Here is a 23534-nt window from a genome sequence, read left to right on the forward strand (position 1 = left end):
TTCGACAGGCTCAGGGACCCAACCTTCGACGGGCTCAGGGACCCACCCTTCGACAGGCGCAGGGACCCACCCTTCGACAGGCGCAGGGACCCACCCTCGACGGGCACAGGGCCCCGGAACGGAAGAGAGCACATGAGCAACGCAGACCTCATCCGCGACCACTACGCCGCGAACGACCGGGGCGACCTGGACGGCATGCTCGCGCCCTTCGCGGCCGACATCGAGTGGACGGAGGCCGCCGGGTTCCCCTACGCCGGGACCTACATCGGCCCGGACGCGGTCGCCGAGAACGTCTTCGGCCGCATCCAGGAGGAGTGGGACGACTACACCGTCGCGATCGACGAGGTCGTCGACGGCGGCGATGTCGTGGTCGGCATCGGCACATACTCCGGCACCTACAAGCGCACCGGGCGGTTCTTCGCCGCCCGGGTGGCCCACGTCTGGCGCGTGGCGGGCGGCGAGATCGTCGCCTTCGAGCAGTTCACCGACACGGAGCTCGTGAACCGCGCCCTGCGCGCACCGTCGACGAGCACCGACACCCAGCCTTCGAGCTGACAGCACGACCCGAACAGGAGAGGCAGGAAGCACATGAACAGACGAGCATCCGGCACCGCGGCGGTCATCGCCGTGGCCGCCCTCGCTCTCGCCGGCTGCGCCGGTGGCGACGGAGCCGGGGGCGAGGGCGCCCCCATCGTCGTCGGCTCCGTGAACACGATCAGCGGTCCGGCGACGTTCCCGGAGGCCTCGCAGGCGGCCGCCGCCGTCTTCGACGCGTTCAACAAGGAAGGCGGCCTGGACGGCCGAAAGATCGAGTACAAGATGCTCGACGACAAGGGCGACCCCGCCACGGCCACCGCCTCGGCGCGGGAGATCGTGGGCAGCGACGAAGCCGTCGCACTCGTGGGCTCCGCGAGCCTCATCGAGTGCGAGATCAACGCGAAGTACTACGAGCAGGAGGGCATCCTCTCGGTGCCCGGCATCGGCGTCGACACGGGCTGCTTCGACAGCGAGAACATCTCGCCGGCCAACGTCGGCCCGTTCAACGACATGACCCTCACGCTGCAGTACGGCTCCGAGGTGCTCGGACTCGACGACATCTGCATCCTGCTGGAGATCGCCGGCTCCACCCGTCCGACCTACCAGGCGGCGATCGACACCTGGACCGAGATCACGGGCAAGGAGCCGAAGTACGTCGACGACACCGTGCCGTACGGCGCCTCCGACTACACGCCCTACATCGTCAAGGCGCGCGATCAGGGCTGCAAGGCCCTCGCGATCAACCCGGTCGAGCCCGACGCGATCGGACAGGTCAAGGCCGCGAACGCGCAGGGCTGGGACGACGTGACCTGGCTCTACCTCACGAGCGTCTACAGCGAGAACTTCGCCGACGCGATCGACGACGCGGGTGCCGGCATCTACGTCCCCGCCGAGTTCTACCCGTTCACGGACGACAGCGACATCAACGCGGACTGGCGGGCGCTGATGGAGGAGAACGACATCCCACTCACCTCGTTCAGCCAGGGCGGCTACCTCGCGGCGACGTACTTCATCGAGGTGCTGAAGAGCATCGACGGTGACATCACCCGGGAGAGCGTCTCCGAGGCGCTGAAGGGCATGGACCCGATCGAGAACCCGATGGTGGGCACGCCCTACGCCTTCGGCACGCAGAACACCGCGGGCTGGCCGATCATCCTGAAGTCGGGCACGAACGCCTGGGAGAAGGTCGCCGACGACTGGCTCCGGATCGGCGAATAGTCCCGCGCTTCGACAGGCTCAGCGACCCACCCGGGGTCCCGCGCTTCGACAGGCTCAGCGACCCACATCTGGGTCCCTGAGCCTGTCGAAGGGCCCCTCACCAGAAAGGACGCCTCATGCTCCAAGGCGCCATCGCCGGTCTCGCCGCCGGCGGCCTCTACGCCGTCCTCGGCGTCTGCCTCACCCTCATGTCGCGCCTCGTGCGCGTGGTGAACTTCGCCCAGGCCGCGACCGGCATGTTCGGGGCCTTCACCGCCGTGTGGTTCGTCCGCGAGATCGGGCTGCCCATCTGGCTGGGCTCGATCCTCGGCGTCCTCGTCGCGGGCGTGCTCGCCGCAGCGATCGGGTTCATCGCCGCGACCTGGCTGTCGGAGGCCTCGACGACGACCCGCTCGGCCATGACGGTCGGACCGCTCCTGCTGCTCATCTCCCTGTCGTTCATCCTGTTCGGCAACAAGCCGCAGCCCTTCACCCCGATCATCGCCGGCCCCGCGTTCTCCTTCGGCGGCGTGGTGATCAGCCAGGTCACCGTCGCGACGGTGGCGATGGCGGTCGTCACCGCCGTCGCCGTCCGCATCGTGCTGCGCCGCACCCGGGTCGGCACCCAGCTGCGCGCGCTCTCGGAGCGGCCGACCACGGCGGAGCTGCTCGGCATCCGCTCCCGGCCGCTGTCGATCGCCGTCTGGTTCGTCACTGGGATCATCAGCGCCATCGCGATCATCATCGTCGCGCCCTCGCAGTCGAACGACGCCACGAGCCTGTCCATGCTCATCGTCCCGGCTGCGGCGGCCGCGCTCCTCGGCGGCTTCCGCCGGCTCGACCTCGCCGTCGTCGGCGGGCTGCTCCTCGGCGTCCTCGGCGGACTCGTCGCGCAGATCGACGAAGTGGCGCTCGTGCGCAACTTCCTGCCGTTCCTGTTCATCGTCGTCCTGCTGCTGTGGACGCAACGCAAGGAGGTGTGGGATGCCGCTCGCTGACCGCCCCTGGTTCCGGATCACCTGGCCGTTCGCCGTCGCCGTCGTCGGCATCGGCGTCGGCGCGCTCCTCAGCGCCGCCCTTCCCGGCTACTTCGTCTTCCTCGCGATCAGCGCCGTCACGGCCGCGATCGCGATCCTCGGCCTCGGCATCGTCACCGGCTCGGCCGGCATGATCGCCCTCTGCCAGCTCACGTTCGCCGCGGTCGGGGCGTGGATCGTCTCGCTGCTGAACGTGATGCAGGCGCCGGGCGGCTTCCTCGTCTGGCTCGTGCTCGGCGGTGTCGCGGCCGGTCTCGTCGGCATCCTCGTCGGGCTCCCCGCCCTGCGGCTGCGCGGGGTGAACCTCGCGGTGGTGACGCTCGGCTTCGCCGCGGCGGCCGACGTCACGCTCGTGCAGATCCAGTTCCCCGGCTCCGCGGACGGCATCGCGATCGAGCGCCCGGCGCTGTTCGGGAGCGACCGGGAGTTCTTCTTCCTCTCCATCGTCGTGCTCGCCGTCTGCGGCCTGGCGGTGTTCTTCCTGCAGCGCGGCCGGTGGGGCGCGAGCTGGAAGGCCGTCGCGTTCTCCGAGCGGGGCACGGCCGCGGCCGGGCAGAGCGTGCGCACCGCGAAGCTCACGGCGTTCGCGGTGTCGGCGGCCCTCGGCGGCATCTCCGGCGGGCTGCTCGCCGGTCAGGTGCAGCTCCCCTTCGCCTCGAGCTTCACACCGCTGCAGTCCCTCGCCCTGTACGTGCTGGCGATCATGTCCGGCGCGCACCTCATCGACATGGCCATCTTCGGCGGACTGCTCTGGGTGCTCGTGCCGGAGCTGCTCAAGCGCTGGGGCGTGCCGCAGGACTGGGGCTTCGTCGTGTTCGGCGTGCTGGGGGTGCAGGCGCTCACGAGCGGCACGAACCTCGGCCAGGGCATCCGCAACCTCCTGTACCGACGGGCCGACCGGCGCACGGCCACCGCAGAGCTCACGGCGCTCCCGCCCGACGCGGGGACCGAGGCGACGGCGATCACCACGACCACGACGGCCACCGTCGACGAGGCGGTCCTCGACGGCGCCCCGGTGCTCACGGTCGACGGCCTGACCGTGCAGTTCGGGGCGCTCAAGGCCCTCGACGACGTCTCGTTCACGGTGCCCGCCGCCTCGATCATGGGGCTCATCGGTCCGAACGGTGCCGGGAAGTCGACCTTCGTCGACGCCATCAGCGGCTTCCTCCCCCAGCACGAGGGCCGCGTGCTCCTCGGCGACCGCGACCTCGCCGGGCTCTCCCCCACCCGGCGTGCGCGACTCGGACTGCGACGGACCTTCCAGCAGGACCGCGTGCCTCCGGCGCTGACCGTGGGTGGCTACGTGCGCTTCGTGGCCAGACGGCGGCTCGCCGCGGCGGACATCGACGAGGTCCTCGCGTTCTTCGGGTGCCCGCCGGCCCGGGCGCGCCTCTCGAGCGTCGACGTCGGCACCCGGCGGCTCGTGGAGGTCGCGGCGAACGTCGCCGCCCGCCCGCGCCTGCTCATCCTCGACGAGCCCGCCGCCGGCCTCTCGCACGAGGAGCATCTGGCGCTCGCTGCTCGCCTGCGCGAACTCCCGGGGCGCTACGGCGTGGCCCTCATCATCATCGAGCACGACCTGGACCTCGTCCGCTCGGTGTGCCCGACCCTCACGGTCCTCGACTTCGGCCGCGTCCTGGCGAGCGGCCCGCAGGCGGAGGTCCTCGCGAACCCCGACGTCGTCAAGGCGTACATGGGAGAGACGGAGCTGCTGAAATGAGCGCACTGGTGCTCGACGGCGTCACGGTGAGCCGCGGTGCCGGGCCGGTCATCTCGGACGTCTCACTGCGGGTCGCCGGGGGCGAGGTCCTGGCCCTGGTCGGCCCCAACGGGGCGGGCAAGACGAGCCTGATCGAGGCCGTGTCCGGCGTGACGCCGCACTCGGCGGGGTCGATCCTGCTGGACGGGGAGCCGATCGACCGGCTCTCCCGCGTGGCGCGGGCCCGGCGCGGCATCGTGCACATCGAGCAGGGGCGGGCCGTGTTCCCGTCGCTCACCGTGCGCGAGAACCTCTCCCTCACGGCGCGCACCGCCGGGGAGATCGAGGCCGTGCTCGCGCAGTTCCCGGAGCTGGAGAAGCGCATCGACTCCCCCACGGCACTGCTGTCGGGTGGGGAGCAGCAGATGGTGGTGCTGGCACGGGCGTTCGCGGCGAAGCCCCGGGTGCTGCTCATCGACGAGATGTCCCTGGGCCTCGCGCCGGTGGTGTTCCTGCGCCTGATGCCGATCGTGTCGTCGATCGCGGAGTCCGGGGTGGCGGTGCTGCTGGTGGAGCAGTTCACGCAGCTCGCGCTCGGTCTCGCGCAGGAGGCGGTGGTCGTCGCCGGCGGCCGTGTGTCGTTCCAGGGCGCGCCGCAGGCCCTCCAAGACGACCCCGCCCTCCTCCACCGCGCCTACCTCGGGGGCTGACTCCCCGTCGATCCACCCCGTTGCGTTCCTCCCGGCCCCTTGCGCGCGTGCGCAGGGGGCCGGGGCGTGCGAAAGGGGGTGGGTCGACGGCGTGGGGGTTAGCCTGAGGGAGTGACCGAGATCCTCCACGCCCGCGCCGCCCTCCTCGACATGGACGGGACCCTCGTCGACTCGACCGCCGTCGTGGAGCGCCTCTGGCTCGCCTGGGCGGAGCCGCACGGGATCGACCCGGAGACCGTGCTCCGCACCGTCCACGGGCGCCAGGGGCACCAGAGCATGGCGATCCTGCTCCCCGAGCGCGACCACGCGATCAACCTCCGCGAGAACGAGGTCATGCTCGCCACCGAGGCCTCCGACGTGGACGGTGTGATCGGCATCCCGGGCGCCGAAGAGCTGCTCGCCGCGCTGCAGCCGTTCCCGCACGCGGTGGTCACCTCCGCCAACGTCGCCCTCATGACCGCGCGGATGGGCCAGGCCGGGCTCACGGTCCCCGAACTCGCGGTCACCGCGGAGAACGTCTCGGCCTCGAAGCCCGATCCGGAGGGCTTCCTCCTCGCCGCCCGCACCCTCGGCATCGACCCTGCGGACTGCGTCGTGTTCGAGGACTCCGGCGCCGGCATCCAGGCCGCCCACGCGGCGGGCATGCGCGTGATCGGCATCGGTCCGCACGCGGGAGCCCACGCCCCGACCGCGCACGTCGACGACCTCACGCACGTCGCCGTGGTCCCGACCGACGAGGGCTTCGAGCTCCGCATCGACTGACGCGCGGGGCCGGAACCACCCCGCCGACTAGGCGGCGGAGCGGTCGGCGGCCGGACGCCGGCGGAGCACCGGCTCGAGCACCGCCGGCGGGTTGTACTGCTGGTCGAGACGACCGACATCGGAGCCCGGCGGGACGATCTCGTCGATGCGGTCGAGCAGCTCGTCGCTCAGCGCCACGTCGACGCCCTCCAGCAGGTCGTCGAGCTGCTCCATCGACCGCGGCCCTATCAGCGCGCTGGTCACGCCGGGATGCGCGATCGCGAAGGCCATCGCGAGGTGCGTCATCCGGATGCCGCTCTCCTCGGACAGGGCGACGATCTGCTCCACCGCGTCGATCCGACGCTCGTCCTGGTTGTGTCGGAACATGGTCGCCCGCGCGAGATCGGTCTGCTGTCCCTTCCGGAACCGCCCGGTCAGCATGCCGCCGGCGAGCGGGCTCCAGACCAGCGTTCCCAGGCCGTACCGCTGCGCGACCGGGAGGACCTCGCGTTCGATGCCGCGGTTGAGGATCGAGTACGTCGGCTGCTCCGTCCGGAAGCGCTCGAGCCCGCGGCGCTCGGACGTCCACTGCGCCTCGACCTGCATCGAGGCCGGGAAGTCGGAGCTGCCGATCGCGCGGACCTTGCCGCTGCGGACGAGGTCGGTCAGGGCGGAGAGCGTCTCCTCGAGGTCGACGCCGTCGTCGGGACGGTGCGCCTGGTAGAGATCGATGTGGTCGGTGCGGAGCCGACGGAGCGAGTCCTCGACGGCGCGCATGATCCAGCGGCGGGAGTTGCCCCGGCGGTTGGGGTCGTCTCCCATCGGCCCGTTGAACTTCGTGGCGAGCACGACGTCGTCACGGCGCCCGACGAGCGCTTTGCCGAGGAGCTCCTCGGACCCGCCCTGCGAGTACCGATCGGCGGTGTCGATGATGTTGATGCCGGCGTCGAGGGCTCGGTGGACGATCCGGATCGAGTCCTTTTCGTCGCCGTTGCCGATACGGCCGTCGGTGCCGAGCATCATCGCGCCGAGCGCGAACGGGCTGACCCGGATGCCGGTGCGGCCGAGGGTGCGGTAGTGCATGAGCGGTTCCTTTCGTGGCTGGCATCCCGTCGTCCGGTGTCCTATCGTTGACCGAAGCGGAACGCTCTTCCGGAAGCATACGGAACGCTGTTCCGTTTATGCAACCCTCGGAGGATCCATGCGCGCCGACGCCCGCCGCAACACCGACGCCCTCATCGACGCCGCGCGCGAGGTCTTCGCCACCGACGGGGTCGATGCACCCGCGAGAGCGATCGCGGACCGCGCCGGCGTCGGGGTGGGCACGTTGTACCGACGATTTCCGCAGCGCTCGGATCTGGTGGTGGCCGTCTTCCGCACCGCCGTGGATGCCACGGAGCAGGCGGCCGCCGAGCTCGCCGCCGCGCACGCGCCCGACGAGGCGCTCGCCCTCTGGCTGCAGCGGTTCACGCAGTTCATCGCGACCAAGCGGGGGCTCGCCGCCGCCCTGCACTCCGGCGACCCCGCCTTCGAGGCACTGCCGGCGTACTTCACGGCTCATCTCGGGGGCGCCCTCGACGGCCTGCTGCGCGCCGCCGAAGCGGCCGGGACCATCCGCGCCGACGTCGACGCCACGCAGCTGCTCTACGCCGCGGCGAACCTCTGCCAGTCCGCAGGGTCGGAGGAGCAGAGTCTGACCCTGGTCGGACTGCTCGTGGACGGCCTCCGCTACCGCGCGACGCCCGCCGCCCGCCCCTGACCCGCCTGACCCGGCGCTACATCCCGGCGTGGTCGAAGGCGATGGTCGGCACGTCGACCACGTGCGACCCGCCGTCCGCCACGATCACGGCGCCGGTGATGTACGACGACTCCCCCGACCCGAGGAACCGCACGACGGAGGCGATCTCGGCGGGCCGCGCCGGGCGGCGCAGCGGCACGTCGGCGGTGACCGTCGCGTACCCCTCCTCGCGGGAGCCGAGACCGGCGTGCGCGGCGAACTCGTCCATCTCCTCGTCGGCCATCGGCGTCTGCACCCACCCGGGGCAGATCGCGTTGACGCGCACGCCGTGGCGCCCGTAGTCGCGGGCGAGCGTCCGGGTGAGGCCGATGAGGGCGTGCTTGCCGACCGTGTATCCGGCCACCGACGGCCCCGCGAAGAGACCGGCCAGCGAGGAGACGACCACGATCTGGCCCTTGGCCTCGATCAGCGCCGGCAGCGCCTCCCGCGCCATCACGAACGCGGTGGTGAGGTTGGCGCGGATCGCAGCGTCCCAGCTCGCGTCGTCGGTCTCGGCGACCGGGGAGAACCCGTGTCCCCCGGCGTTCGCGACGAGGACATCGATGCGGCCGAACCGCGCGAGGATCTCGGCGATCGCGGCCTGCGCCGACGCGGTATCCGCCGCGTCCGCGACGACGGGGAAGGCCCCGACGGCCCGCTCGACCTCGTGCAGCGGCTCGGGGCGGCGGCCCACCACGACGACGTGCGCCCCTTCGGCCGCGAACCGCTCCGCGACCGCCGCGCCGATGCCCGTGCCGCCTCCGGTGATGACGACGACGCGTCCGGAGACGCTCGATCCGACCACGGTTGCCATGTGTGCTCCTGTGTGTTCTGCGCGCGTGCGCGGTGGGGCCGGACGCGGGTGCGTCAGGCGGGGAATCCCGACCGGGCGGTGTACCCGAAGTCGCTGAGGAGGGTGGTGCCGTTGACCGCCCGGCTCCGCGGGGAGAGGAGGTAGGCGACGTGCGCGGCGACCTCGTCGGCGCTCTGCACGGGGAAGGCGGGCTCGTCGAACGCCGCGGCGCCGAGGTCGCCCCGGCTCATCGGGGTGTCGACGATGGACGGTGACACCGCGTTCACCCGCACCCCGGTGCCGGCGAGGTCGACCGAGAGCGCCCTTCCGAACTGGACGAGCGCCGCCTTCGACGCGGCGTAGGGGGCCATGCCCGGGGAGGCCACGACAGCCGAGTCGCTCGCGAGCAGCACGACGGATCCGGCGGCGGACTCCCGGAGCGCCGCGATCGCGTGCTTGAGCACGAGGAACGCGCCGGTGACATTGACGGCGAGGACGCGGTTCCACGCCTCCAGGGGAGTCTCCTCGATCGGCGTCCCGACCGGGCCGGAGATCCCGGCGCAGCAGACCACCGCGTCGAGACCGCCCAGCGCCCGGACACCCGCGCCGACGGCGGCGGCCACCTGCTGTTCGTCCGTGACGTCGGCGGCGAGCAGCACCGGATCGATGCCGGCCTCCCCGGCCGCGTCCCGGAGCGCGGCAGCATCCCGGTCGAGCAGCGCGACCCGCACCCCCTCGGCCGCGAGCGCCCGGGCGACGGCACGACCGATGCCGGAGGCAGCCCCCGTGACGAGGGCCGTCGTGCCGTCGAGCTGCAGGTCCATCGCATCCTCCGACCGCGGCCCGGCGCCGCGCGGCGCCGACGAGACAGCGGTGTCGTCCCGGTCATCCTGCTCCGCGGTGCGGAGGGCCCGCACGCTCGACGCCGGGGTGTGCGCGGTGGCACCATCGTCCTTCGCTCACGGTCAAGCGTCGGAACGGGGCGGCGAGCAGACTCGCTCTATCGACGATTCCCCTCGTCGTCGATGCCGTGTCCACACGGCCGTCACCCGAGCAAAGGAGCCGACGTGGCAGAGCAGACCTCCGCACCCACGACGCCGCACCACACCTCCCTCCGCCCCGGCGCCCTCGGTGTCGCGGGCATCGTCTTCCTCGTCCTCGCAGCCGTCGCGCCGTTGACCGGGATCGTCGTCGTCGCCTCCCTCGCCATCGCGCTGGGCAACGGCGGCGGCACCCCGATGTCGTTCTTCCTCGTCGCGGCCATCCTGCTGCTGTTCGCGATCGGCTACGCCCAGATGTCGAAGCAGCTCGTGAACGCCGGAGGCTTCTACGCCTTCGTCGTGAAGGGCCTCGGCCGCACCGGCGGACTCGTCGCGGGCCTCATCGCGACGCTCGGCTACAACTTCTTCGTGGTCGGCACGATCGGCACCAGCGGCTTCTTCATGCAGACGATCATCCGCGACCTCACCGGGCTCGACGTGCACTGGCTCGTCTGGGGCCTGCTGTCGATCGTCGTCTGCTTCGTGCTCGCCCGGATCGGCGTCGACTTCAGCTCGAAGGTGCTCGGGGTGTGCCTCGTGCTCGAGGTGCTCATGCTCGTCGTGTTCGACATCTCGGTGCTCGTGCAGACCGGCTACGACGTCGCCGCGTTCAGCCCGGAGGCCGTGTTCTCCGGCTCGCTGCCCATCGGCCTGCTGCTCGCGGCGACCGGCTTCCTCGGGTTCGAGGCCACCGCGCTCTTCAGCGAGGAGGCCAAGCAGCCGCTGCGCACGATCCCGCGGGCGACCTACACCTCGATCATCGCGATCGGCGTGATCCTCGGCGTCACGACCTGGGCCGTGGTGAGCGCGACCGGCGTCGCGCAGGCGCAGGCCACGGCGCTGGAGCACCTGCCCACGGGCGACCTCATCTTCTCGCTCTCGCAGCAGTACCTGGGCGGACCGCTCACGACCGTGATGATGGTGCTGCTCCTGGTGAGCCTGTTCGCGGCGATGCTCGCCTTCCACAACTCCGCAACCCGCTACCTGTACTCGCTGGGCCGCGCGAAGATCCTCCCGCAGGCCCTCGCACGCACCCGCCCGAACGGCGCCCCGCAGCTCGCGGGCATCGTGCAGGCCGGCTTCGCGGCGATCGTGGCGATCCTGTTCGCCCTCGCCGGTGCCGATCCCATCGTCACGCTCGTGCCCGCGATGCTCGGCTTCGGCACCCTCAGCGTGCTGATCCTGCAGGGGCTCGCGGCGGTCTCGATCGTCGTGTACTTCCGGCGCCGGAGCGACCCGCGGTGGTGGAGCACGTTCATCGCTCCGGGCATCGGCTTCCTCGGCATCGCGGCCATCTCGATCCTGGCGATCGTGAACTTCAACATCGTGGCCGGCTCCGAGGAGCTCGCGATCCGCATGATGCCGCTGCTGCTCGTGCTCGCGCTGATCGGCGGCATCGTCTACGCCGCCTACCTCCGCCGTGCCAAGCCCGCCGTCTATGACGGTCTCGCGACCGACCTGGAGCGGTTCAGAGACCGCTGACGCCCGCGCCGACCCCGTTCTCCGAAGGAAGGAATCCCCATGACGACCCTCAACCCCGCCGACACCTCCACCTGGCTGCCGCTCGAAGGGCTCGCCCCCGGCTTCGACGCCAACAAGGCCCCGCACACCACCGCCCTGAGCGGCCGCGAGATCGCCGTCGTCGACGCCCGCGGCACCCGCATCGTCCACCGCTTCGACGACTCGACGGTCGCCTGGGAGTACCAGCCCGGCGCCGAGGACCCCACGGAGGCCGCGTCCGACACCGACGACTACGAGGCGTTCGAGGTCGACGACGAGCTCTACTTCGTGCAGTTCCACCACCGCTACCTCCCGAACGAGGCCGTCTCGCTCGTGCTCGACCTGCGGCACGGACGCTCCCTCGCGGTGATCTCCGAGATCCTCCCTTCGCCCGAGCAGGGCCGCACCCGCGTGCAGCACCACTTCGCCCCCGGCACCATCGAGGGCGCCGAGGTCACCGGAGCCGAGGCCGCGCCCACGACCACGCTCATCGGCCGCCGTGTGGAGTGGGTCTACAGCGAGGAGCACGCCTACGAGCACGTGTACCTCTCCCCGCGCTGGTACTCGTGGCAGTGCCTGGCCGGTCCGGAGCGCGGGCTCGCCGACACCGACGAGAACAGCGTGTGGGAGGTGCGCCCCGGGATCTACGTCTTCGCGTGGCGCGAGAAGGTGATCCCGTGCGCCTCGGTCACGATCGCCGACCACCGCGACGTGAACGCGATCCGCTCCCACGGCGTGCTGTTCGGTCTGGACGAGACCGGTGAGGTGCCGACGCACTTCACGTTCGGCGCGCACGGCCGCCTGCTGTCGACCACCCACCACACGCCCGCGCTCGAGCCCGCGACCTTCGGAGACGCCTGACATGACCGACGTCGCCGACCTCCTCGTCACCGGCTCCGTGATCCGCACGTCCGACCGCGCCCGTCCGCGCGCCGAGGCCTTCGCCGTGCGCGACGGACGGATCTTCGCCGTCGGCGACCGCGCCGACGTGGAGGCGTTCCGGGGCCGCCGCACGCGGGTCGTCGAGGTCGGCGACGCGGCCGTCTACCCCGGCTTCGTGGACGTGCACAACCACCACGCGCTCGCCGGACGGACCGAGCTCTTCGAACTGTCGCTCGCCCCCTCCCTCACGCTCGACGAGATCCTCGACCGGGTGCGGGAGAAGGCGAAGACCCTGCCCGAGGACGCCTGGATCGTCGGCGGCGCCGTGGCCACGACCCTGCTCCCGACGCTGGCGAACACCGCCACGCGGCGCCGGCTGGACGTGGCGGCGGGCGGACGGCCGGTGGCGCTCATGGAGGACTCCCGGCACAACCGCTGGGCCAGCACCCGGGCCCTGGAGCTCGCCGGCATCACGGCCGACAGCATCCCGACCTCCGGGGTGACGGTGCTCGACCCCGACGACGGCACCCCCACCGGGGTGCTCCTGGAGGCCGCGGGCATCCCGGTGCAGGAGGCGTACGACCGCAGCGGCGGACTCACCCCGGAGCAGCACGCCGCCGCGTCGCGCCGCGGCATCGAGCTGCTGAACTCGTTCGGGATCACGGCGTTCCAGGACGCGGGGGTCTCCGTCGACATCCTCACCGCGCTCGCCGGGCTCGACCGCGCCGACGAGCTGCACGCCTGGGTCGTCTCCTCGCTCCTCATCAACGACGAGATCTTCGGGTTCGACCCCATCGGCGCTCCCCTCCTCGACCGGGGCGAGGAGTTCCGCACGCCGCACCATCGCCCGGACTTCGTGAAGATCTTCCTCGACGGCGTGCCGCCCGCCCGCACCGCCTCCTTCCTCGACCCGTATCCGGCGGACCCGGTGCACGGGGCGCACTTCCATGGCGAGACGACCATGACCCTCGACGAGCTCACCGACTGGCTCCGGGCCGTCGCCGCCCGCGGTCTCGGGGCCAAGGTGCACTGCACCGGCGACGGGTCGGCACGGCTCGTGCTCGATGCCGCCGAGCGCCTGCGCGGGGAGGGCTTCACGACGCCGGCGCAGATCGCGCACGGGCAGTTCCTCGCGGAGAGCGACATCCCCCGGCTCGCGGCGCTCGACGTCTCCGCCGACATCTCCCCGTTCATCTGGTACCCGGGCGTCATCCCCCAGGCGCTGGCGGACGTGCTGGGAGAGCGTGCCGAGCACTCCCAGCCCAACCGTGCCCTCCTCGACGCCGGGGCCCTCGTGGCCGGCGGCTCGGACTGGCCGGTGAGCGAGTCGCCGAACACGCTCGAGGGCCTGCAGGGGCTGGTGACACGCGCCGATCCGCTCGGTCGGGCCGCGGGCACACTGTGGCCGGAACAAGCGATCTCCGCCGAGGAGGCGCTGGAGGTCTTCACGATCAACGCCGCGACGGCGATGGGGCTCGGCGCGGAGACCGGTTCCCTGACCCCCGGCAAGTCCGCCGACTTCGTGATCCTGGAACGGGATGCGATCGGCGGACCGGCGGAGGAGATCGTGCACACCGAGGTCGTCTCGACGTGGTTCGCCGGGCGCACGGTGCACGAGCGCTGAACACGACGCGCCGTACGATGGGCGCATGCGCCGCTTCCCCGCCTCCGTCTACCGGGTCGGGGACGAGCCCGATCCCCGGTTCTCCCTCGCCAACGAGCGCACGTTCCTGGCCTGGACCCGCACCGGCCTGGCGCTGATCGCGGGCGGCGTCGCGCTCGAGGTCCTCGGGCTCGATCTGCACCCGGGCTTCCGCCTGGCCGCATCGCTGCTGCTGATCATCGCCGGCACGGCCGTGGCGCCGCTCGCCTGGTTCGAGTGGATGCGGGCCGAGCGCGCCCTGCGGCAGGGACGGCCCCTGCCGGGCGCGCTGTCGGCGGTGGTGCTCGCCGTGGTCGTCGTGACGACGGGGCTGCTCGTCCTCGCCGGGGTGCTGTGGCGCTGACGGAGCCCTGCCGATGACCGCCCCCGATACTCCCGCGCCCGACACCTCGGCGCCCGATCTGTACGACCCCGGGCTGCAGCCGGAGCGCACGGAGCTGGCCTGGCGGCGCACGGCCCTCGCGATCGCGGTCGGCTCGCTGCTGTCGCTGCGGGTCTTCCCCCTCGTGCTGCCGAGCGGCGCCGAGGGGTGGGGCCTCGTCCCGGGCGTGCTGGGCGTCGGCACGGCGGCGCTGCTCTGGATCGCCGCTCGCCATCGGCAGCGCCGGACGACCGCGGTGCTCACCGCTCGGGCGCGCGGGCCGCTGCCGGGCGGCGCACTCCCGCTCGCGCTGACGGTGTTCGCGACCGGCTTCGGTCTCGTCGCCCTCGCGCTCGTGGCGCTGACGCTGCTCACGCGCTGACACGCCGGAGCGCGGGGCGAACGCGACAGATGCCGTGATCGCCCCGCGTCCCCTCGCCGCCCTCCCTCAGTCCGCGAGGAGGAACCGCGCGCCGCGTTCGCCGATCATGGCCGCGGGCGCGTTGGTGTTGCCGGTGGGCACGGTCGGCATGACCGAGGCGTCGATCACCCGGAGCCCCTCGATCCCGCGCACCCGGAGCTGCGGATCGACCACCGACTCCGGGTCGGAGCCCATGCGACAGGTGCCGACCTGGTGGTGGTAGGTGATGGCGGTGCGGCGCACCCACTCCTCCACGTCGTCGTCCGCCACGTCCGGCCCGGGGTAGACCTCGACCGCACCCCACTCCTCGGCGAGCGCGGGCTGCGTGCCGATGCGACGGCACTGGCGCACCGAGGCGGCCAGGGCATCGACGTCCCGGTGATCCTCCAGCGCTGCCAGGTCGATGTGCGGCAGGTCGTCGAGGCCGGGACCGGTGAGGCGCAGCTCGCCGCGGCTGTACGGCGTCACCAGGCCCGCCATGAGCGTGAACCCGTCGATACCCTTCGGCTCGAGCTCTCCCCACATCGGGACGGAAAAGTGGATGGGCTGCGTGTCCGGCTGCGCGAGGCCGTCGCGGCTGCGCCAGAACAGGTGGCTCTGCGTGACGGAGACCCCCGGCTGCGGCGGGCCGACGGGCTTCTTCTCCGTCGCGAAGATCACCGGCGACAGGAGGTGGTCGTGCAGGTTCTTGCCCACGGCGGGGGCGTCGTGCACGACGGGGATGCCGAGGGCACTCAGCTCAGCGGCGGGACCGATGCCCGAGCGCAGCAGGATGACAGGAGTGCCGAGTGCTCCCGCCGAGAGGATGACCTGGTCGGCGAGCACCTCCTCGGCGTCGTCGCCCTCCCCCAGCCGGATGCCGACCGCACGACCGTCGCGCACGATCACGGAGTGGACGGCGCGACCGGTGAGGATCGTCATCCGGTCGGCGACGGGCTGCGCATAGGCGGTCCAGGTGTTGACGCGGCGGCCGTCCGTGATCGTGACCTGCTCCTGCGAGACCCCGTCGAGCGTGCCCCCGTTGTAGTTCGGGTTGCGCGGCAGCCCCTCCTCGACGGCGGCGTCGATGATCGAGGCCTGGATGGGTGCGAGCGCGTAGTCGTCGGTCACGGGCAGCAGGTCGTTCTCGATCGCATCGTAGATCGGCTCGACCTCGGCCCAGCCCCATCCGGTCGCGCCGGCCGCCTCCCACGCGTCGTAGTCGGAGGCCGCGCCGCGCACCCAGATCATGGCGTTCAGCGCGTGCGACCCACCGGTGACCTTGCCGCGAGGAAGATGCAGCCGACGACCTGCCGCGTGCGGCTGCGGCACGGTGAAGAAGTCCCAGTCCTCGGCGGAGTGCCAGAGTTCACCCGCCCGCGCGGGGTCGTGGATGGCCGGGTTCGTGTCGTAGCCGCCCGCCTCGACGAGCGTCACCGCGACACCGGCGTCGGTGAGACGCCGCGCGACGATGGCTCCCGACGTGCCGGCACCGACGACGATCGCGGAGCGCACACCCGCGCCACTGTTCGCCACGGCCACGTTCACGCCTTCCGGCCGGGTCCGGAGACGACCTGGGTGACGGCGACGGACTTGAGCCCCTCGACGCCGAACTCCAGCCCGTAGCCCGAGCTCTTCACGCCGCCGAACGGCACCATCGGGTGCAGCCCGCCGTGCGAGTTGATCCACACCGTGCCGGACTGCATGCGCGCAGCGACGGCGCGGGCCTCCTCCGGGTCGCTCGCCCACACCGACGCGCCGAGACCCACGTCGAGGGCGTTCGCGAGCGCGAAGGCCTCGTCGACGTCGCTGTACCGGATGACGGGGAGCGCGGGACCGAACTGCTCCTCCTGCACGAGCGCCGCGTCGTTGTCGATGTCGGCGACGATGGTGGGCCGGTAGAACAGCTCGCCGAGCTCGGCGGCCGGCTCGCCACCGGTGACGATCCGGGCGCCGCGGCTCCGCGCATCGTCGACGAGGCGACTGACGATGTCGAACTGCGGCCGGTTCTGCAGCGGCCCGAGCACGTTGGCCTCGTCGAGCCCGTTGCCCATCGGCACCTGCGCGGCGATCGCGGCGAGCGCGTCCACGACCTCGTCGTACACGGAGTCGTGCACGTAGAGGCGCTTCATGGCGGCGCAGGTCTGTCCGGTGTTGATGAACGCACCCCAGAAGAGGTCTTCCGCGATCGCGGAGGGATCGGTGCCGGGGAGCACGATGCCCGCGTCGTTGCCGCCCAGCTCCAGCGTGAGGCGGGCGAGGTTGCCCGCGGAGCTCTCGATGATGCGGCGCCCGGTCGCGGTGGAGCCGGTGAACATGATCTTGGCGATGTCGGGGTGCGAGGCGAGGCGGGCGCCCACCTCGCGGTCGCCGGAGACCCCGATGAGGACGTCGGCGGGCAGCACGTCGTTCATCACGGCGAGCATCGCCAGCACGCTCAGCGGCGTGTACTCGCTGGGCTTCGCGACGACCGTGTTGCCCATGCGCAGCGACGGGCCGATCTGCCAGATGGTGATCATGAGCGGCCAGTTCCACGGCCCGATGGCCCCGACCACACCGGCCGCCTTGTAGACGAGCTCGGCGTGCAGCGTCTCGTCGTCGACGAGCACCTGCGGCTCCAGGACGGTGGTGGCGTTGGTGCGCAGCCAGGCCGAGCAGGCGCCGAGCTCGAACCGCGCGTTGGGACCGTTCAGCGGCTTGCCCTGCTCCCGCGACAGGAGGTAGGCGAGCCCTTCCGCGTTCGCGTCGATGGCGTCGGCCGCGGCCAGGAGGAGCGCGCTCCGCTTCTCGTGTCCGAGCGCCTCCCACGCGGGCTGCGCGGCCTTCGCACGGGCGATGGCGTCGTCGAGGTCGGCGACCGTGGCCACGGGAGCGCGTCCGATGACCTCCCGCGTCGCGGCATCGGGGATCTCGCGCCCCTCGCCCTGCGGGGCCTGGATGCGGTCGAGCAGCGCAGCGGCGGCGGAGGCCGCGGAATCGGCTGGTCCGTGGTCGACGGCTACGGGAACGGCGGAATCGGACATCGGTGTCTCTCCTTCGAGCGGGTCACGGCGCGGACGCCGGTCTTCTTCTCATTCTCGGTCGGCCCTTCCCGCCGCACTTGTCGCGGAGCGCGCCGGAGATGTCCCCGCGCGAAGGATGCGCTCCCGAGCCGTCCGCGTGAGCGAATCGGCCCCCGTCCGGTCCGTGAAGCCGGGAAGCGCCGGGCGCGGCGTGCGCCATCGTCGCCTCGGATCCCACCACGCCGGCCCTCGCACCTGCGGCACTCCCTCTCGCATGCGGATCTGCCACCCCGAGGTGTCCAGGGTGCGGTGGTGGTGCCAGCACAGCGCGACCCCGTTGTCGGTGTGCGTCGGACCCCCGTGCGCGTGCTCCGTGACGTGGTGGATCTCGCACCAAGCGGCGGGGACGTGACACCCGGGGATCAGGCACTCACCGTCCCGCACGCCGATCGCCCGGCGCTGCGCGGGGGTGAAGATCCGGTCGCTCGACCCGAGCCCGACGATCCTCCCGCCGGCCCCGAGCACGACCCGCTGGACCGTCCCTCCGCACGCCGTATGTGCGGCCACCCGCGTCGACACCGGCGTCTCGGCGCCCTCGACCCGAGCCCAGCCGCGCCCCGTGGCATAGTCCTCGGCGCCGACCGTCACCACGAGTGTCGGGGCGGCACCGCCCAGCCGTGGCATGTCGTCGTGCCGGGCTGCGATCCCCAGGGCCGCCGCGAGCGCGTCGTGCTGCTTCTGTGCCCGCGTGCGCCCGTCGACCATCCCGCCGGGGTCGCCGGCCGGGAGCCCATCGTCGTCCGGGGACACCGCCGCGTCCCGCCGCTCGGCATCCGCGAGTTCCGCGGACGGCACGAAGTGGACGCCGGGAAGCGGCGGACCGTCGACCTTCGGGTTCAGATACGCGTCCCAGATCCGCTGCAGCTGCCCCGCGACCTCGGGCAGCAGTGCGCCCCGGACCGGGATCACGCCGTCCTTGGCGCGCCCCAGCACCACACCCCGCGCTCGAAGCGCGATGTCTTCCGCAGGCTCCGCGCCGTCGGGGTCGAGGTACTGCACGATGAGCTGCGCCCGCACCCGCAGATCTTCGGGCGTCGGCGCCGGACCGGACTTGTTCTCGTCATCATCAGTGTTCTGGACGTCATAACTGCTCTCGTCGTCGCAACTCTCCTCGCCACGAGCGACGTCCGCGAGATACGCGTCCGCCTCCCAGCGGTCGGCGAGGCGCACGCGAGGGCCGGCCTGCTCGATCGGCCCGGTCGCGGCCAGCAACCCGGTCACGCCGAGCGCCCCGTCGAGGAGGGCCTCGCGCAGCGCCGGCCACCGCGCCGGCAGCCACTCCCCGGAGGACAGGTCGACCTCGCGTCGCACCAACCGCGCGCTCTTCACGAGGCGCGCGGCGGACGCGCCGTCGGTGCGGAGCACACGCTGCAGCAGCTCGTTCATCGAGCGACAGCCGAACCCTCCGCAGAAGGCCGGCTCCCCCGACCCCGCCGGACGCGGATCGACGCTCGCGACCGCCTCCACGATCACGGCCTCCACGCGTCGCTGGATCTCGCCCGCGACCCGCAGCAGGTCCATCATCGCCCCGGCATCGAGAGCGCCCACGGTGCCGGATTGCAGCACAACGTCGAGTGCGACGACCGTGTCGTCGAGAACCGCTGCCGGGGTGCTTTCCATACGACGATTCAACAGAGGGCCACCGACATTGCGAGGCCCGATTACCCCTGTTCAGAGTGATATTCCAGTACGCGCGAAGGACTCCTCCTGCACACGAACAGACCCGTGATCAACCCTCCACATCACAACACCATCCGCACAACATGCCGCCGCCGAAATCCGCCGCTTCCCGGCACGACCCCCGCACCCCACCCACGACCCGCGGCACCGACGCCCGTCGCACCCAACGACCCCCGTCGCAGGACACAACCGTCACGCCCGGTCGAAGTCCTCGAAGATCAGGATCGTCCGAGTCGAGCGGATCGACGGGATCGCCTGGATGTCCTCCAGCACGATGCGGCGCAGGTCGCGGGCGTCGTTGGCGCGCACGAGCAGCAGCACGTCGAAGTCGCCGCCGACGAGCGCCATGTGCTCGATCTCCGGGATCGCCCGGAGCCGCGCGCTCACCTCCTGCCACGTGGCCTGCTCGATCGCGAGGGTCACGTACGCGCTCGCGTGATGCCCCAGCAGCACGGGGTCGGTGCGCACGGTGTACCCCGTGATCACCCCGGCGTCGGTGAGGCGCTTGATGCGGGCATGCGCCCCCGCGCGGGAGATGTGCACCGCCTCGGCGATCGCGGTCATGGACGCCCGCGCATCCCGCCGCAGCTCCGCGAGGATCGCGCGATCCGTCTCGTCCAGCGCCGCCATGGCACCCCTCTCCCATCCGGGAAATCCTGACATTTCGGAAGCCATTGTGGCACGTCGCGAGCAATCGTCCACGATCCCGCGACGGATCTTGGATGACTGTCACACGCGCGGCATGCTGTCCTCATCGAGTTCGGCAAGGAAGGCGGACGGATGCACCCCCACGACATGCTCCCGCGGGACACCGCGGTACGACTGATCGCCGAGGACGGGACCACCCTCCCCGACGAGACCTACGCGCTCCCCGCCGCGGACGTCCTGCTGGCGGCCTACCGCGGCCTCGTCGAAGGCCGCCGCATCAACGATCAGGCCGGCGCGCTCGTGCGCCAGGGACGCCTCGCGGTCTACCCCTCGTCGCACGGGCAGGAGGCCTGCCAGGTGGCCGCGGCGATGGTGCTCGGCGACACCGACTGGCTCTTCCCCACGTACCGCGACTCGGTCGCCGTGATCGCCCGCGGCGTCGCTCCCGCGGAGGCGATGGTGCTCCTCAAGGGCGACTGGCACTCCGGCTACGACGTGCGTGCGCACCGCGTCGCCCCGCAGGCCACCCCGCTCGCGACCCAACTGCTGCACGCGGTCGGCTTCGCGCAGGCGGCGAAGCACCGCGCCGAGGACACCGTGGTGCTCGCGCTCTGCGGCGACGGCGCGACGAGCGAGGGCGACTTCCACGAGGCGATGAACTTCGCGGCGGTGTTCCACGTCCCCGTCGTGTTCTTCGTGCAGAACAACGAGTTCGCGATCTCGGTCCCCCTCTCCCGGCAGACCGCCGCGCCCTCCTTGGCCCACAAGGCGGTCGGCTACGGCATGCCGGGACAGCGCGTCGACGGCAACGACGTGGCCGCGGTCCTCGCGGTGCTCACCGAAGCCGTCGACCGCGCCCGCGCCGGCGGCGGCCCCTCTCTCGTCGAGGCCCACACCTACCGCATGCAGGCGCACACCAACGCCGACGACGACACCCGCTATCGCGAACGCGAGGAGGTGCAGGCCTGGCTCGCCCGCGATCCGCTGCTCCGCCTGCGCGCGCACCTCACCGCGACGGGGACGCTGGACGACGAGGCCGAGTCGCGCTTCGCCGCGGGCGCGGAGGAGATCGCCGCCGCCATGCGCGCCGCCTTGAACACCGATGCGGAGCTCGACCCGGAAGACCTCTTCCGCTTCGTGACCGCGACCCGCTCGCCGCAGCGTAAGGAGCAGTGGCAGCTCCTCCGGGACGAGATCGCCCGCTCCCACCCCGCCGAGACGATGACGACCGGAGGCCCCCGATGACCATCGCCGAGCACGAGACGTCCGTCGCCCCGTCGGACGCCGGCACCACCACGACCATGACCATGGCCGCCGCTCTCAACCGCGCCCTCGCCGACGCCCTCGCCGCCGACCCTGACGTGGTCGTGTTCGGAGAGGATGTGGGAGCCCTCGGCGGCGTCTTCCGCATCACGGACGGACTCACCGCCCGCTTCGGCGAGGACCGCTGCTTCGACACCCCGCTCGCGGAGTCCGGCATCATCGGCACCGCCGTCGGCATGGCGATGAACGGGATGCGCCCCGTGGTCGAGATGCAGTTCGACGCCTTCGCCCTCCCCGCGTTCGAGCAGATCGTCAGCCACGTCGCGAAGCTCGGCAATCGCACCCGCGGCGGGATGCGCATGCCGCTCGTGATCCGCATCCCGTTCGGCGGCGGCATCGGGGGCGTGGAGCACCACTGCGACTCGTCCGAGGCGTACTACGCGCACACGCCCGGCCTCACCGTCGTGAGTCCGTCCACCCCGCAGGACGCCTACTCGCTGCTCCGCGCGGCCATCGCCTCGCCGGACCCGGTGGTCTTCCTCGAGCCCAAGAAGCTCTACTGGTCGAAGGGCGAGGTCGACACCGCGGTGACGGCGGAGATCGGCGCGGCGCGCATCGCCAGGGAGGGCACCGACGTGACCCTCCTCGCGTACGGAGCCTCCGTGCCGCTCGCGCTGGAGGCGGCGGAGGTCGCCGCGGGCGAAGGGCGCAGCGTGCAGGTGGTCGACGTGCGCTCCATCTCCCCCTTCGACGACGAGACGGTCACCGCGGCGGTGCGGTCCACGGGACGCGCGGTCGTGATCGCCGAGGCCCCGGGATTCGTCAGCGTCGCCTCCGAGATCCAGGCCCGGGTGTTCGAGCGCTGCTTCGAGTACCTGGAGGCCCCCGTGCGGCGGGTGACCGGTTTCGACACCCCCTACGCGCCGCCGAAGTTCGAGCACTGGTACCTGCCGGACGTCGATCGGGTGCTCGACGCGATCGACACGCTGCACTGGGAGGACGAGGCATGAGCACCCCGGTGAAGACCGCGACCCGTGTGTTCCGCCTCCCCGACCTCGGCGAGGGACTCACCGAGGCCGGCCTCGTGCAGTGGCTCGTGGCTGTCGGCGACACGATCGCGACCGACCAGGCCATCGCCGAGGTCGAGACCGCGAAGAGCGTCGTCGAACTGCCCTCGCCGTTCGCGGGTGTCGTGACGGCGCTGCACGGCACGCCCGGCGACACCATCGACGTCGGCGCCCCGGTGCTGGAGGTCGCCGACCCCGGCAGCGAGGAGACCGCGTCCGCGCGGCAGGCCCCCGCCGCGCAGCCCGAGCACGAGGCGTACCGGCAGGAGGAGCGGGCGGGGTCGGGCAACGTCCTCATCGGGTACGGCACCTCCGCGTCCGCCTCGACGGGTCGGCGACGGCGCCCCGCGGCGCCACGCCCCACACGGGCGCCCGCCTCGACAGCACCCGCACCCGCCGCGACCGCTCCGGAGTCGCCCGCACCGGCCCCCCGCGACGCCGCGCGACCCGCGCCGGTCGCCGTGCGGTCGCCACTCGTGCGGCGCCTCGCCCGGGATCTGGGCCTCGACGTGCACGCGATCTCCCCCACCGGAGCGGACGGGGCGATCACGCGCGCCGACGTGCTGCGCGCCGCCGTGGACCATGCGGTGGACGGCGTCGCCGCGGCCCCGGCGCCGACCTCCGCGACCGCTCCCACCGGCGAGATCGACGGCCTCCCGGTCCGCAGCCGCGAGCGCCTGTCCCCGCTGCGCCGTACCGTGAGCGCCCGGCTCGCCCAGAGCCGCTCGGAGATCCCCGAGGCCACCGTGTGGGTCGACGTCGACGCCACCGAGCTCTGGGACCTCCGCGGGCGGATGGCTCCCGAGGGCGCGAAGGCCCCGTCGATCACGGCGCTCCTCGCGCGGTTCGTGCTGCTCGCACTGGAGGACTACCCGGTCCTCGCCTCGCGGCTCAGCGACGACGGCTCCGAGTTGATCTCGTTCGACGGCGTGAACCTCGGCGTCGCGGCCGACACCGAACGCGGCCTCCTCGTCCCGGTCGTCCCGCACGCGCACCGGCTCACGGTCGCCGACCTCGACGCCGCCCTGCGCGAGCTCGCGGCCACCGCGCGCGCCGGCACGCTCCCGCCCGAGCGGCTCCGCGGATCGACCTTCACGCTCAACAACTACGGCGGGCTCGGCGTCGACGGCTCCGCGGCGATCATCAATCACCCCGACGTCGCGATCCTCGGCATCGGCCGGATCATCGAGCGACCCTGGGTCGTGGACGGGGCGATCGTGCCGCGTCGCATCGTCCAGCTCTCGCTCGTGTTCGACCACCGCGTCTGCGACGGCGGGTATGCGGCCGGATTCCTCCGCCGCGTGGTGGAGCTCATCGAGCATCCGCTCCGCGCCTTCGGGCGGGTCTGAGCTCGACCCGGCCCGCGAACCCTCGTGGGCGGAGCGCCGATACGCTACGCTCGGCGATTACTGACCGATCATTCGGTAAGTCATCGCCGACGTACCCGCGTCGGCGCTCCCCCTCGCAGAACAACGGA

22 protein-coding genes are annotated in these 23534 nt (G+C 72.1%); 15 read left to right on the top strand and 7 right to left on the bottom strand.

Going from position 1 to position 23534, the window contains the following annotated elements; all coding sequences use genetic code 11:
• The first annotated feature begins 132 nt into the window (after positions 1–132).
• From B7W94_RS12160 to B7W94_RS12185, 6 genes are all read left to right on the top strand, one after another.
• Complete coding sequence (locus B7W94_RS12160; RefSeq protein WP_085606741.1) at positions 133–555, top strand: nuclear transport factor 2 family protein; 423 nt, start codon at positions 133–135, stop codon at positions 553–555.
• Between the two features lie 33 nt (positions 556–588).
• Entirely contained in the window at positions 589–1755 is a 1167-nt protein-coding gene (locus B7W94_RS12165) for an ABC transporter substrate-binding protein (RefSeq protein ID WP_085606743.1), read from the top strand.
• Positions 1756–1871: 116 nt separating this feature from the next.
• Positions 1872–2732 carry an ABC transporter permease subunit gene (locus B7W94_RS12170; RefSeq protein WP_025103865.1) on the top strand — a complete coding sequence of 287 codons (861 nt, stop codon included), beginning with the start codon at positions 1872–1874 and terminating at the stop codon, positions 2730–2732.
• Complete coding sequence (locus tag B7W94_RS12175) at positions 2719–4491, top strand: branched-chain amino acid ABC transporter ATP-binding protein/permease (protein WP_085606745.1); 1773 nt, start codon at positions 2719–2721, stop codon at positions 4489–4491. The genes B7W94_RS12170 and B7W94_RS12175 overlap by 14 nt, the downstream gene beginning before the upstream one ends.
• Positions 4488–5180: an ABC transporter ATP-binding protein gene (locus B7W94_RS12180; RefSeq protein ID WP_025103863.1), complete on the top strand. Its 693-nt coding sequence runs from the start codon at positions 4488–4490 to the stop codon at positions 5178–5180. The genes B7W94_RS12175 and B7W94_RS12180 overlap by 4 nt, the downstream gene beginning before the upstream one ends.
• A 111-nt stretch (positions 5181–5291) precedes the next feature.
• Entirely contained in the window at positions 5292–5942 is a 651-nt protein-coding gene (locus B7W94_RS12185; RefSeq protein WP_085606747.1) for an HAD-IA family hydrolase, read from the top strand.
• 27 nt (positions 5943–5969) lie between these two features.
• Here the strand turns inward: B7W94_RS12185 and B7W94_RS12190 are convergent, their stop codons facing one another.
• Entirely contained in the window at positions 5970–7004 is a 1035-nt protein-coding gene (locus B7W94_RS12190) for an aldo/keto reductase (protein ID WP_085606749.1), read from the bottom strand.
• Between the two features lie 118 nt (positions 7005–7122).
• Here B7W94_RS12190 and B7W94_RS12195 point away from each other — a divergent pair, with 118 nt between their 5' ends.
• Positions 7123–7680: a TetR/AcrR family transcriptional regulator gene (locus tag B7W94_RS12195; protein ID WP_085606751.1), complete on the top strand. Its 558-nt coding sequence runs from the start codon at positions 7123–7125 to the stop codon at positions 7678–7680.
• Positions 7681–7696: 16 nt separating this feature from the next.
• On the opposite strand, the gene B7W94_RS12200 is transcribed toward B7W94_RS12195, so the two are convergent.
• Positions 7697–8512 (bottom strand): SDR family NAD(P)-dependent oxidoreductase, encoded by an 816-nt coding sequence (locus B7W94_RS12200; protein WP_071327385.1) that lies wholly within the window; start codon positions 8510–8512, stop codon positions 7697–7699.
• Positions 8513–8565: 53 nt separating this feature from the next.
• Positions 8566–9315, bottom strand: a complete 750-nt coding sequence (locus B7W94_RS12205; RefSeq protein ID WP_085606902.1) for an SDR family NAD(P)-dependent oxidoreductase — start codon at positions 9313–9315, stop codon at positions 8566–8568.
• A gap of 243 nt (positions 9316–9558) precedes the next feature.
• On the opposite strand from B7W94_RS12205, the gene B7W94_RS12210 reads away from it, so the two are divergent.
• Genes B7W94_RS12210 through B7W94_RS12230 form a run of 5 tightly spaced genes read left to right on the top strand, consistent with a single transcriptional unit; the run spans position 9559 to position 14319 of the window.
• A complete protein-coding gene (locus tag B7W94_RS12210) occupies positions 9559–11013 on the top strand; it encodes an APC family permease (RefSeq protein ID WP_085606753.1) in 1455 nt (484 codons plus the stop codon).
• Positions 11014–11052: 39 nt separating this feature from the next.
• Positions 11053–11892, top strand: coding sequence for a molybdenum cofactor biosynthesis F family protein (locus tag B7W94_RS12215; RefSeq protein ID WP_085606755.1), 840 nt, complete (start codon positions 11053–11055; stop codon positions 11890–11892).
• Position 11893: 1 nt separating this feature from the next.
• The gene (locus B7W94_RS12220; protein ID WP_085606757.1) at positions 11894–13537 is read left to right on the top strand and encodes an amidohydrolase; all 1644 of its coding nucleotides are present in this window, start codon (positions 11894–11896) and stop codon (positions 13535–13537) included.
• A gap of 25 nt (positions 13538–13562) precedes the next feature.
• Positions 13563–13919 (top strand): YidH family protein, encoded by a 357-nt coding sequence (locus tag B7W94_RS12225; RefSeq protein ID WP_085606759.1) that lies wholly within the window; start codon positions 13563–13565, stop codon positions 13917–13919.
• A 13-nt stretch (positions 13920–13932) separates the two neighbouring features.
• The gene (locus B7W94_RS12230; protein WP_139833320.1) at positions 13933–14319 is read left to right on the top strand and encodes a DUF202 domain-containing protein; all 387 of its coding nucleotides are present in this window, start codon (positions 13933–13935) and stop codon (positions 14317–14319) included.
• A gap of 66 nt (positions 14320–14385) precedes the next feature.
• On the opposite strand, the gene B7W94_RS12235 is transcribed toward B7W94_RS12230, so the two are convergent.
• From B7W94_RS12235 to B7W94_RS12250, 4 genes are all read right to left on the bottom strand, one after another.
• A complete protein-coding gene (locus B7W94_RS12235) occupies positions 14386–15879 on the bottom strand; it encodes a GMC family oxidoreductase (RefSeq protein WP_085606906.1) in 1494 nt (497 codons plus the stop codon).
• A gap of 2 nt (positions 15880–15881) precedes the next feature.
• The gene (locus tag B7W94_RS12240; protein WP_253247438.1) at positions 15882–17360 is read right to left on the bottom strand and encodes an aldehyde dehydrogenase family protein; all 1479 of its coding nucleotides are present in this window, start codon (positions 17358–17360) and stop codon (positions 15882–15884) included.
• Positions 17361–17408: 48 nt separating this feature from the next.
• Positions 17409–19019: an HNH endonuclease signature motif containing protein gene (locus B7W94_RS12245; protein ID WP_085606761.1), complete on the bottom strand. Its 1611-nt coding sequence runs from the start codon at positions 19017–19019 to the stop codon at positions 17409–17411.
• Positions 19020–19271: 252 nt separating this feature from the next.
• Positions 19272–19709, bottom strand: a complete 438-nt coding sequence (locus B7W94_RS12250; protein ID WP_071327392.1) for an Lrp/AsnC family transcriptional regulator — start codon at positions 19707–19709, stop codon at positions 19272–19274.
• A gap of 150 nt (positions 19710–19859) precedes the next feature.
• Here B7W94_RS12250 and B7W94_RS12255 point away from each other — a divergent pair, with 150 nt between their 5' ends.
• Genes B7W94_RS12255 through B7W94_RS12265 form a run of 3 tightly spaced genes read left to right on the top strand, consistent with a single transcriptional unit; the run spans position 19860 to position 23406 of the window.
• Positions 19860–20972, top strand: a complete 1113-nt coding sequence (locus tag B7W94_RS12255) for a thiamine pyrophosphate-dependent enzyme (protein WP_085606763.1) — start codon at positions 19860–19862, stop codon at positions 20970–20972.
• Positions 20969–22000: an alpha-ketoacid dehydrogenase subunit beta gene (locus B7W94_RS12260; RefSeq protein WP_085606765.1), complete on the top strand. Its 1032-nt coding sequence runs from the start codon at positions 20969–20971 to the stop codon at positions 21998–22000. The genes B7W94_RS12255 and B7W94_RS12260 overlap by 4 nt, the downstream gene beginning before the upstream one ends.
• Positions 21997–23406: a dihydrolipoamide acetyltransferase family protein gene (locus B7W94_RS12265; protein WP_085606767.1), complete on the top strand. Its 1410-nt coding sequence runs from the start codon at positions 21997–21999 to the stop codon at positions 23404–23406. The genes B7W94_RS12260 and B7W94_RS12265 overlap by 4 nt, the downstream gene beginning before the upstream one ends.
• Positions 23407–23534 lie beyond the last annotated feature (128 nt).

The organism is Microbacterium sp. LEMMJ01 (assembly GCF_002114135.1).
Taxonomy (GTDB): Bacteria; Actinomycetota; Actinomycetes; order Actinomycetales; family Microbacteriaceae; genus Microbacterium.

Excerpts from the sequence above, each read along its gene's own strand:
- B7W94_RS12160 (WP_085606741.1), top strand. The coding sequence starts at position 133 with ATGAGCAACGCAGACCTCATCCGCGACCACTACGCCGCGAACGACCGG.
- B7W94_RS12165 (WP_085606743.1), top strand. The coding sequence starts at position 589 with ATGAACAGACGAGCATCCGGCACCGCGGCGGTCATCGCCGTGGCCGCC.
- B7W94_RS12170 (WP_025103865.1), top strand. The coding sequence starts at position 1,872 with ATGCTCCAAGGCGCCATCGCCGGTCTCGCCGCCGGCGGCCTCTACGCC.
- B7W94_RS12175 (WP_085606745.1), top strand. The coding sequence starts at position 2,719 with ATGCCGCTCGCTGACCGCCCCTGGTTCCGGATCACCTGGCCGTTCGCC.
- B7W94_RS12180 (WP_025103863.1), top strand. The coding sequence starts at position 4,488 with ATGAGCGCACTGGTGCTCGACGGCGTCACGGTGAGCCGCGGTGCCGGG.
- B7W94_RS12190 (WP_085606749.1), bottom strand. The coding sequence starts at position 7,004 with ATGCACTACCGCACCCTCGGCCGCACCGGCATCCGGGTCAGCCCGTTC.
- B7W94_RS12195 (WP_085606751.1), top strand. The coding sequence starts at position 7,123 with ATGCGCGCCGACGCCCGCCGCAACACCGACGCCCTCATCGACGCCGCG.
- B7W94_RS12200 (WP_071327385.1), bottom strand. The coding sequence starts at position 8,512 with ATGGCAACCGTGGTCGGATCGAGCGTCTCCGGACGCGTCGTCGTCATC.
- B7W94_RS12205 (WP_085606902.1), bottom strand. The coding sequence starts at position 9,315 with ATGGACCTGCAGCTCGACGGCACGACGGCCCTCGTCACGGGGGCTGCC.
- B7W94_RS12215 (WP_085606755.1), top strand. The coding sequence starts at position 11,053 with ATGACGACCCTCAACCCCGCCGACACCTCCACCTGGCTGCCGCTCGAA.
- B7W94_RS12220 (WP_085606757.1), top strand. The coding sequence starts at position 11,894 with ATGACCGACGTCGCCGACCTCCTCGTCACCGGCTCCGTGATCCGCACG.
- B7W94_RS12225 (WP_085606759.1), top strand. The coding sequence starts at position 13,563 with ATGCGCCGCTTCCCCGCCTCCGTCTACCGGGTCGGGGACGAGCCCGAT.
- B7W94_RS12230 (WP_139833320.1), top strand. The coding sequence starts at position 13,933 with ATGACCGCCCCCGATACTCCCGCGCCCGACACCTCGGCGCCCGATCTG.
- B7W94_RS12240 (WP_253247438.1), bottom strand. The coding sequence starts at position 17,360 with ATGTCCGATTCCGCCGTTCCCGTAGCCGTCGACCACGGACCAGCCGAT.
- B7W94_RS12245 (WP_085606761.1), bottom strand. The coding sequence starts at position 19,019 with ATGGAAAGCACCCCGGCAGCGGTTCTCGACGACACGGTCGTCGCACTC.
- B7W94_RS12250 (WP_071327392.1), bottom strand. The coding sequence starts at position 19,709 with ATGGCGGCGCTGGACGAGACGGATCGCGCGATCCTCGCGGAGCTGCGG.
- B7W94_RS12255 (WP_085606763.1), top strand. The coding sequence starts at position 19,860 with ATGCACCCCCACGACATGCTCCCGCGGGACACCGCGGTACGACTGATC.
- B7W94_RS12260 (WP_085606765.1), top strand. The coding sequence starts at position 20,969 with ATGACCATCGCCGAGCACGAGACGTCCGTCGCCCCGTCGGACGCCGGC.
- B7W94_RS12265 (WP_085606767.1), top strand. The coding sequence starts at position 21,997 with ATGAGCACCCCGGTGAAGACCGCGACCCGTGTGTTCCGCCTCCCCGAC.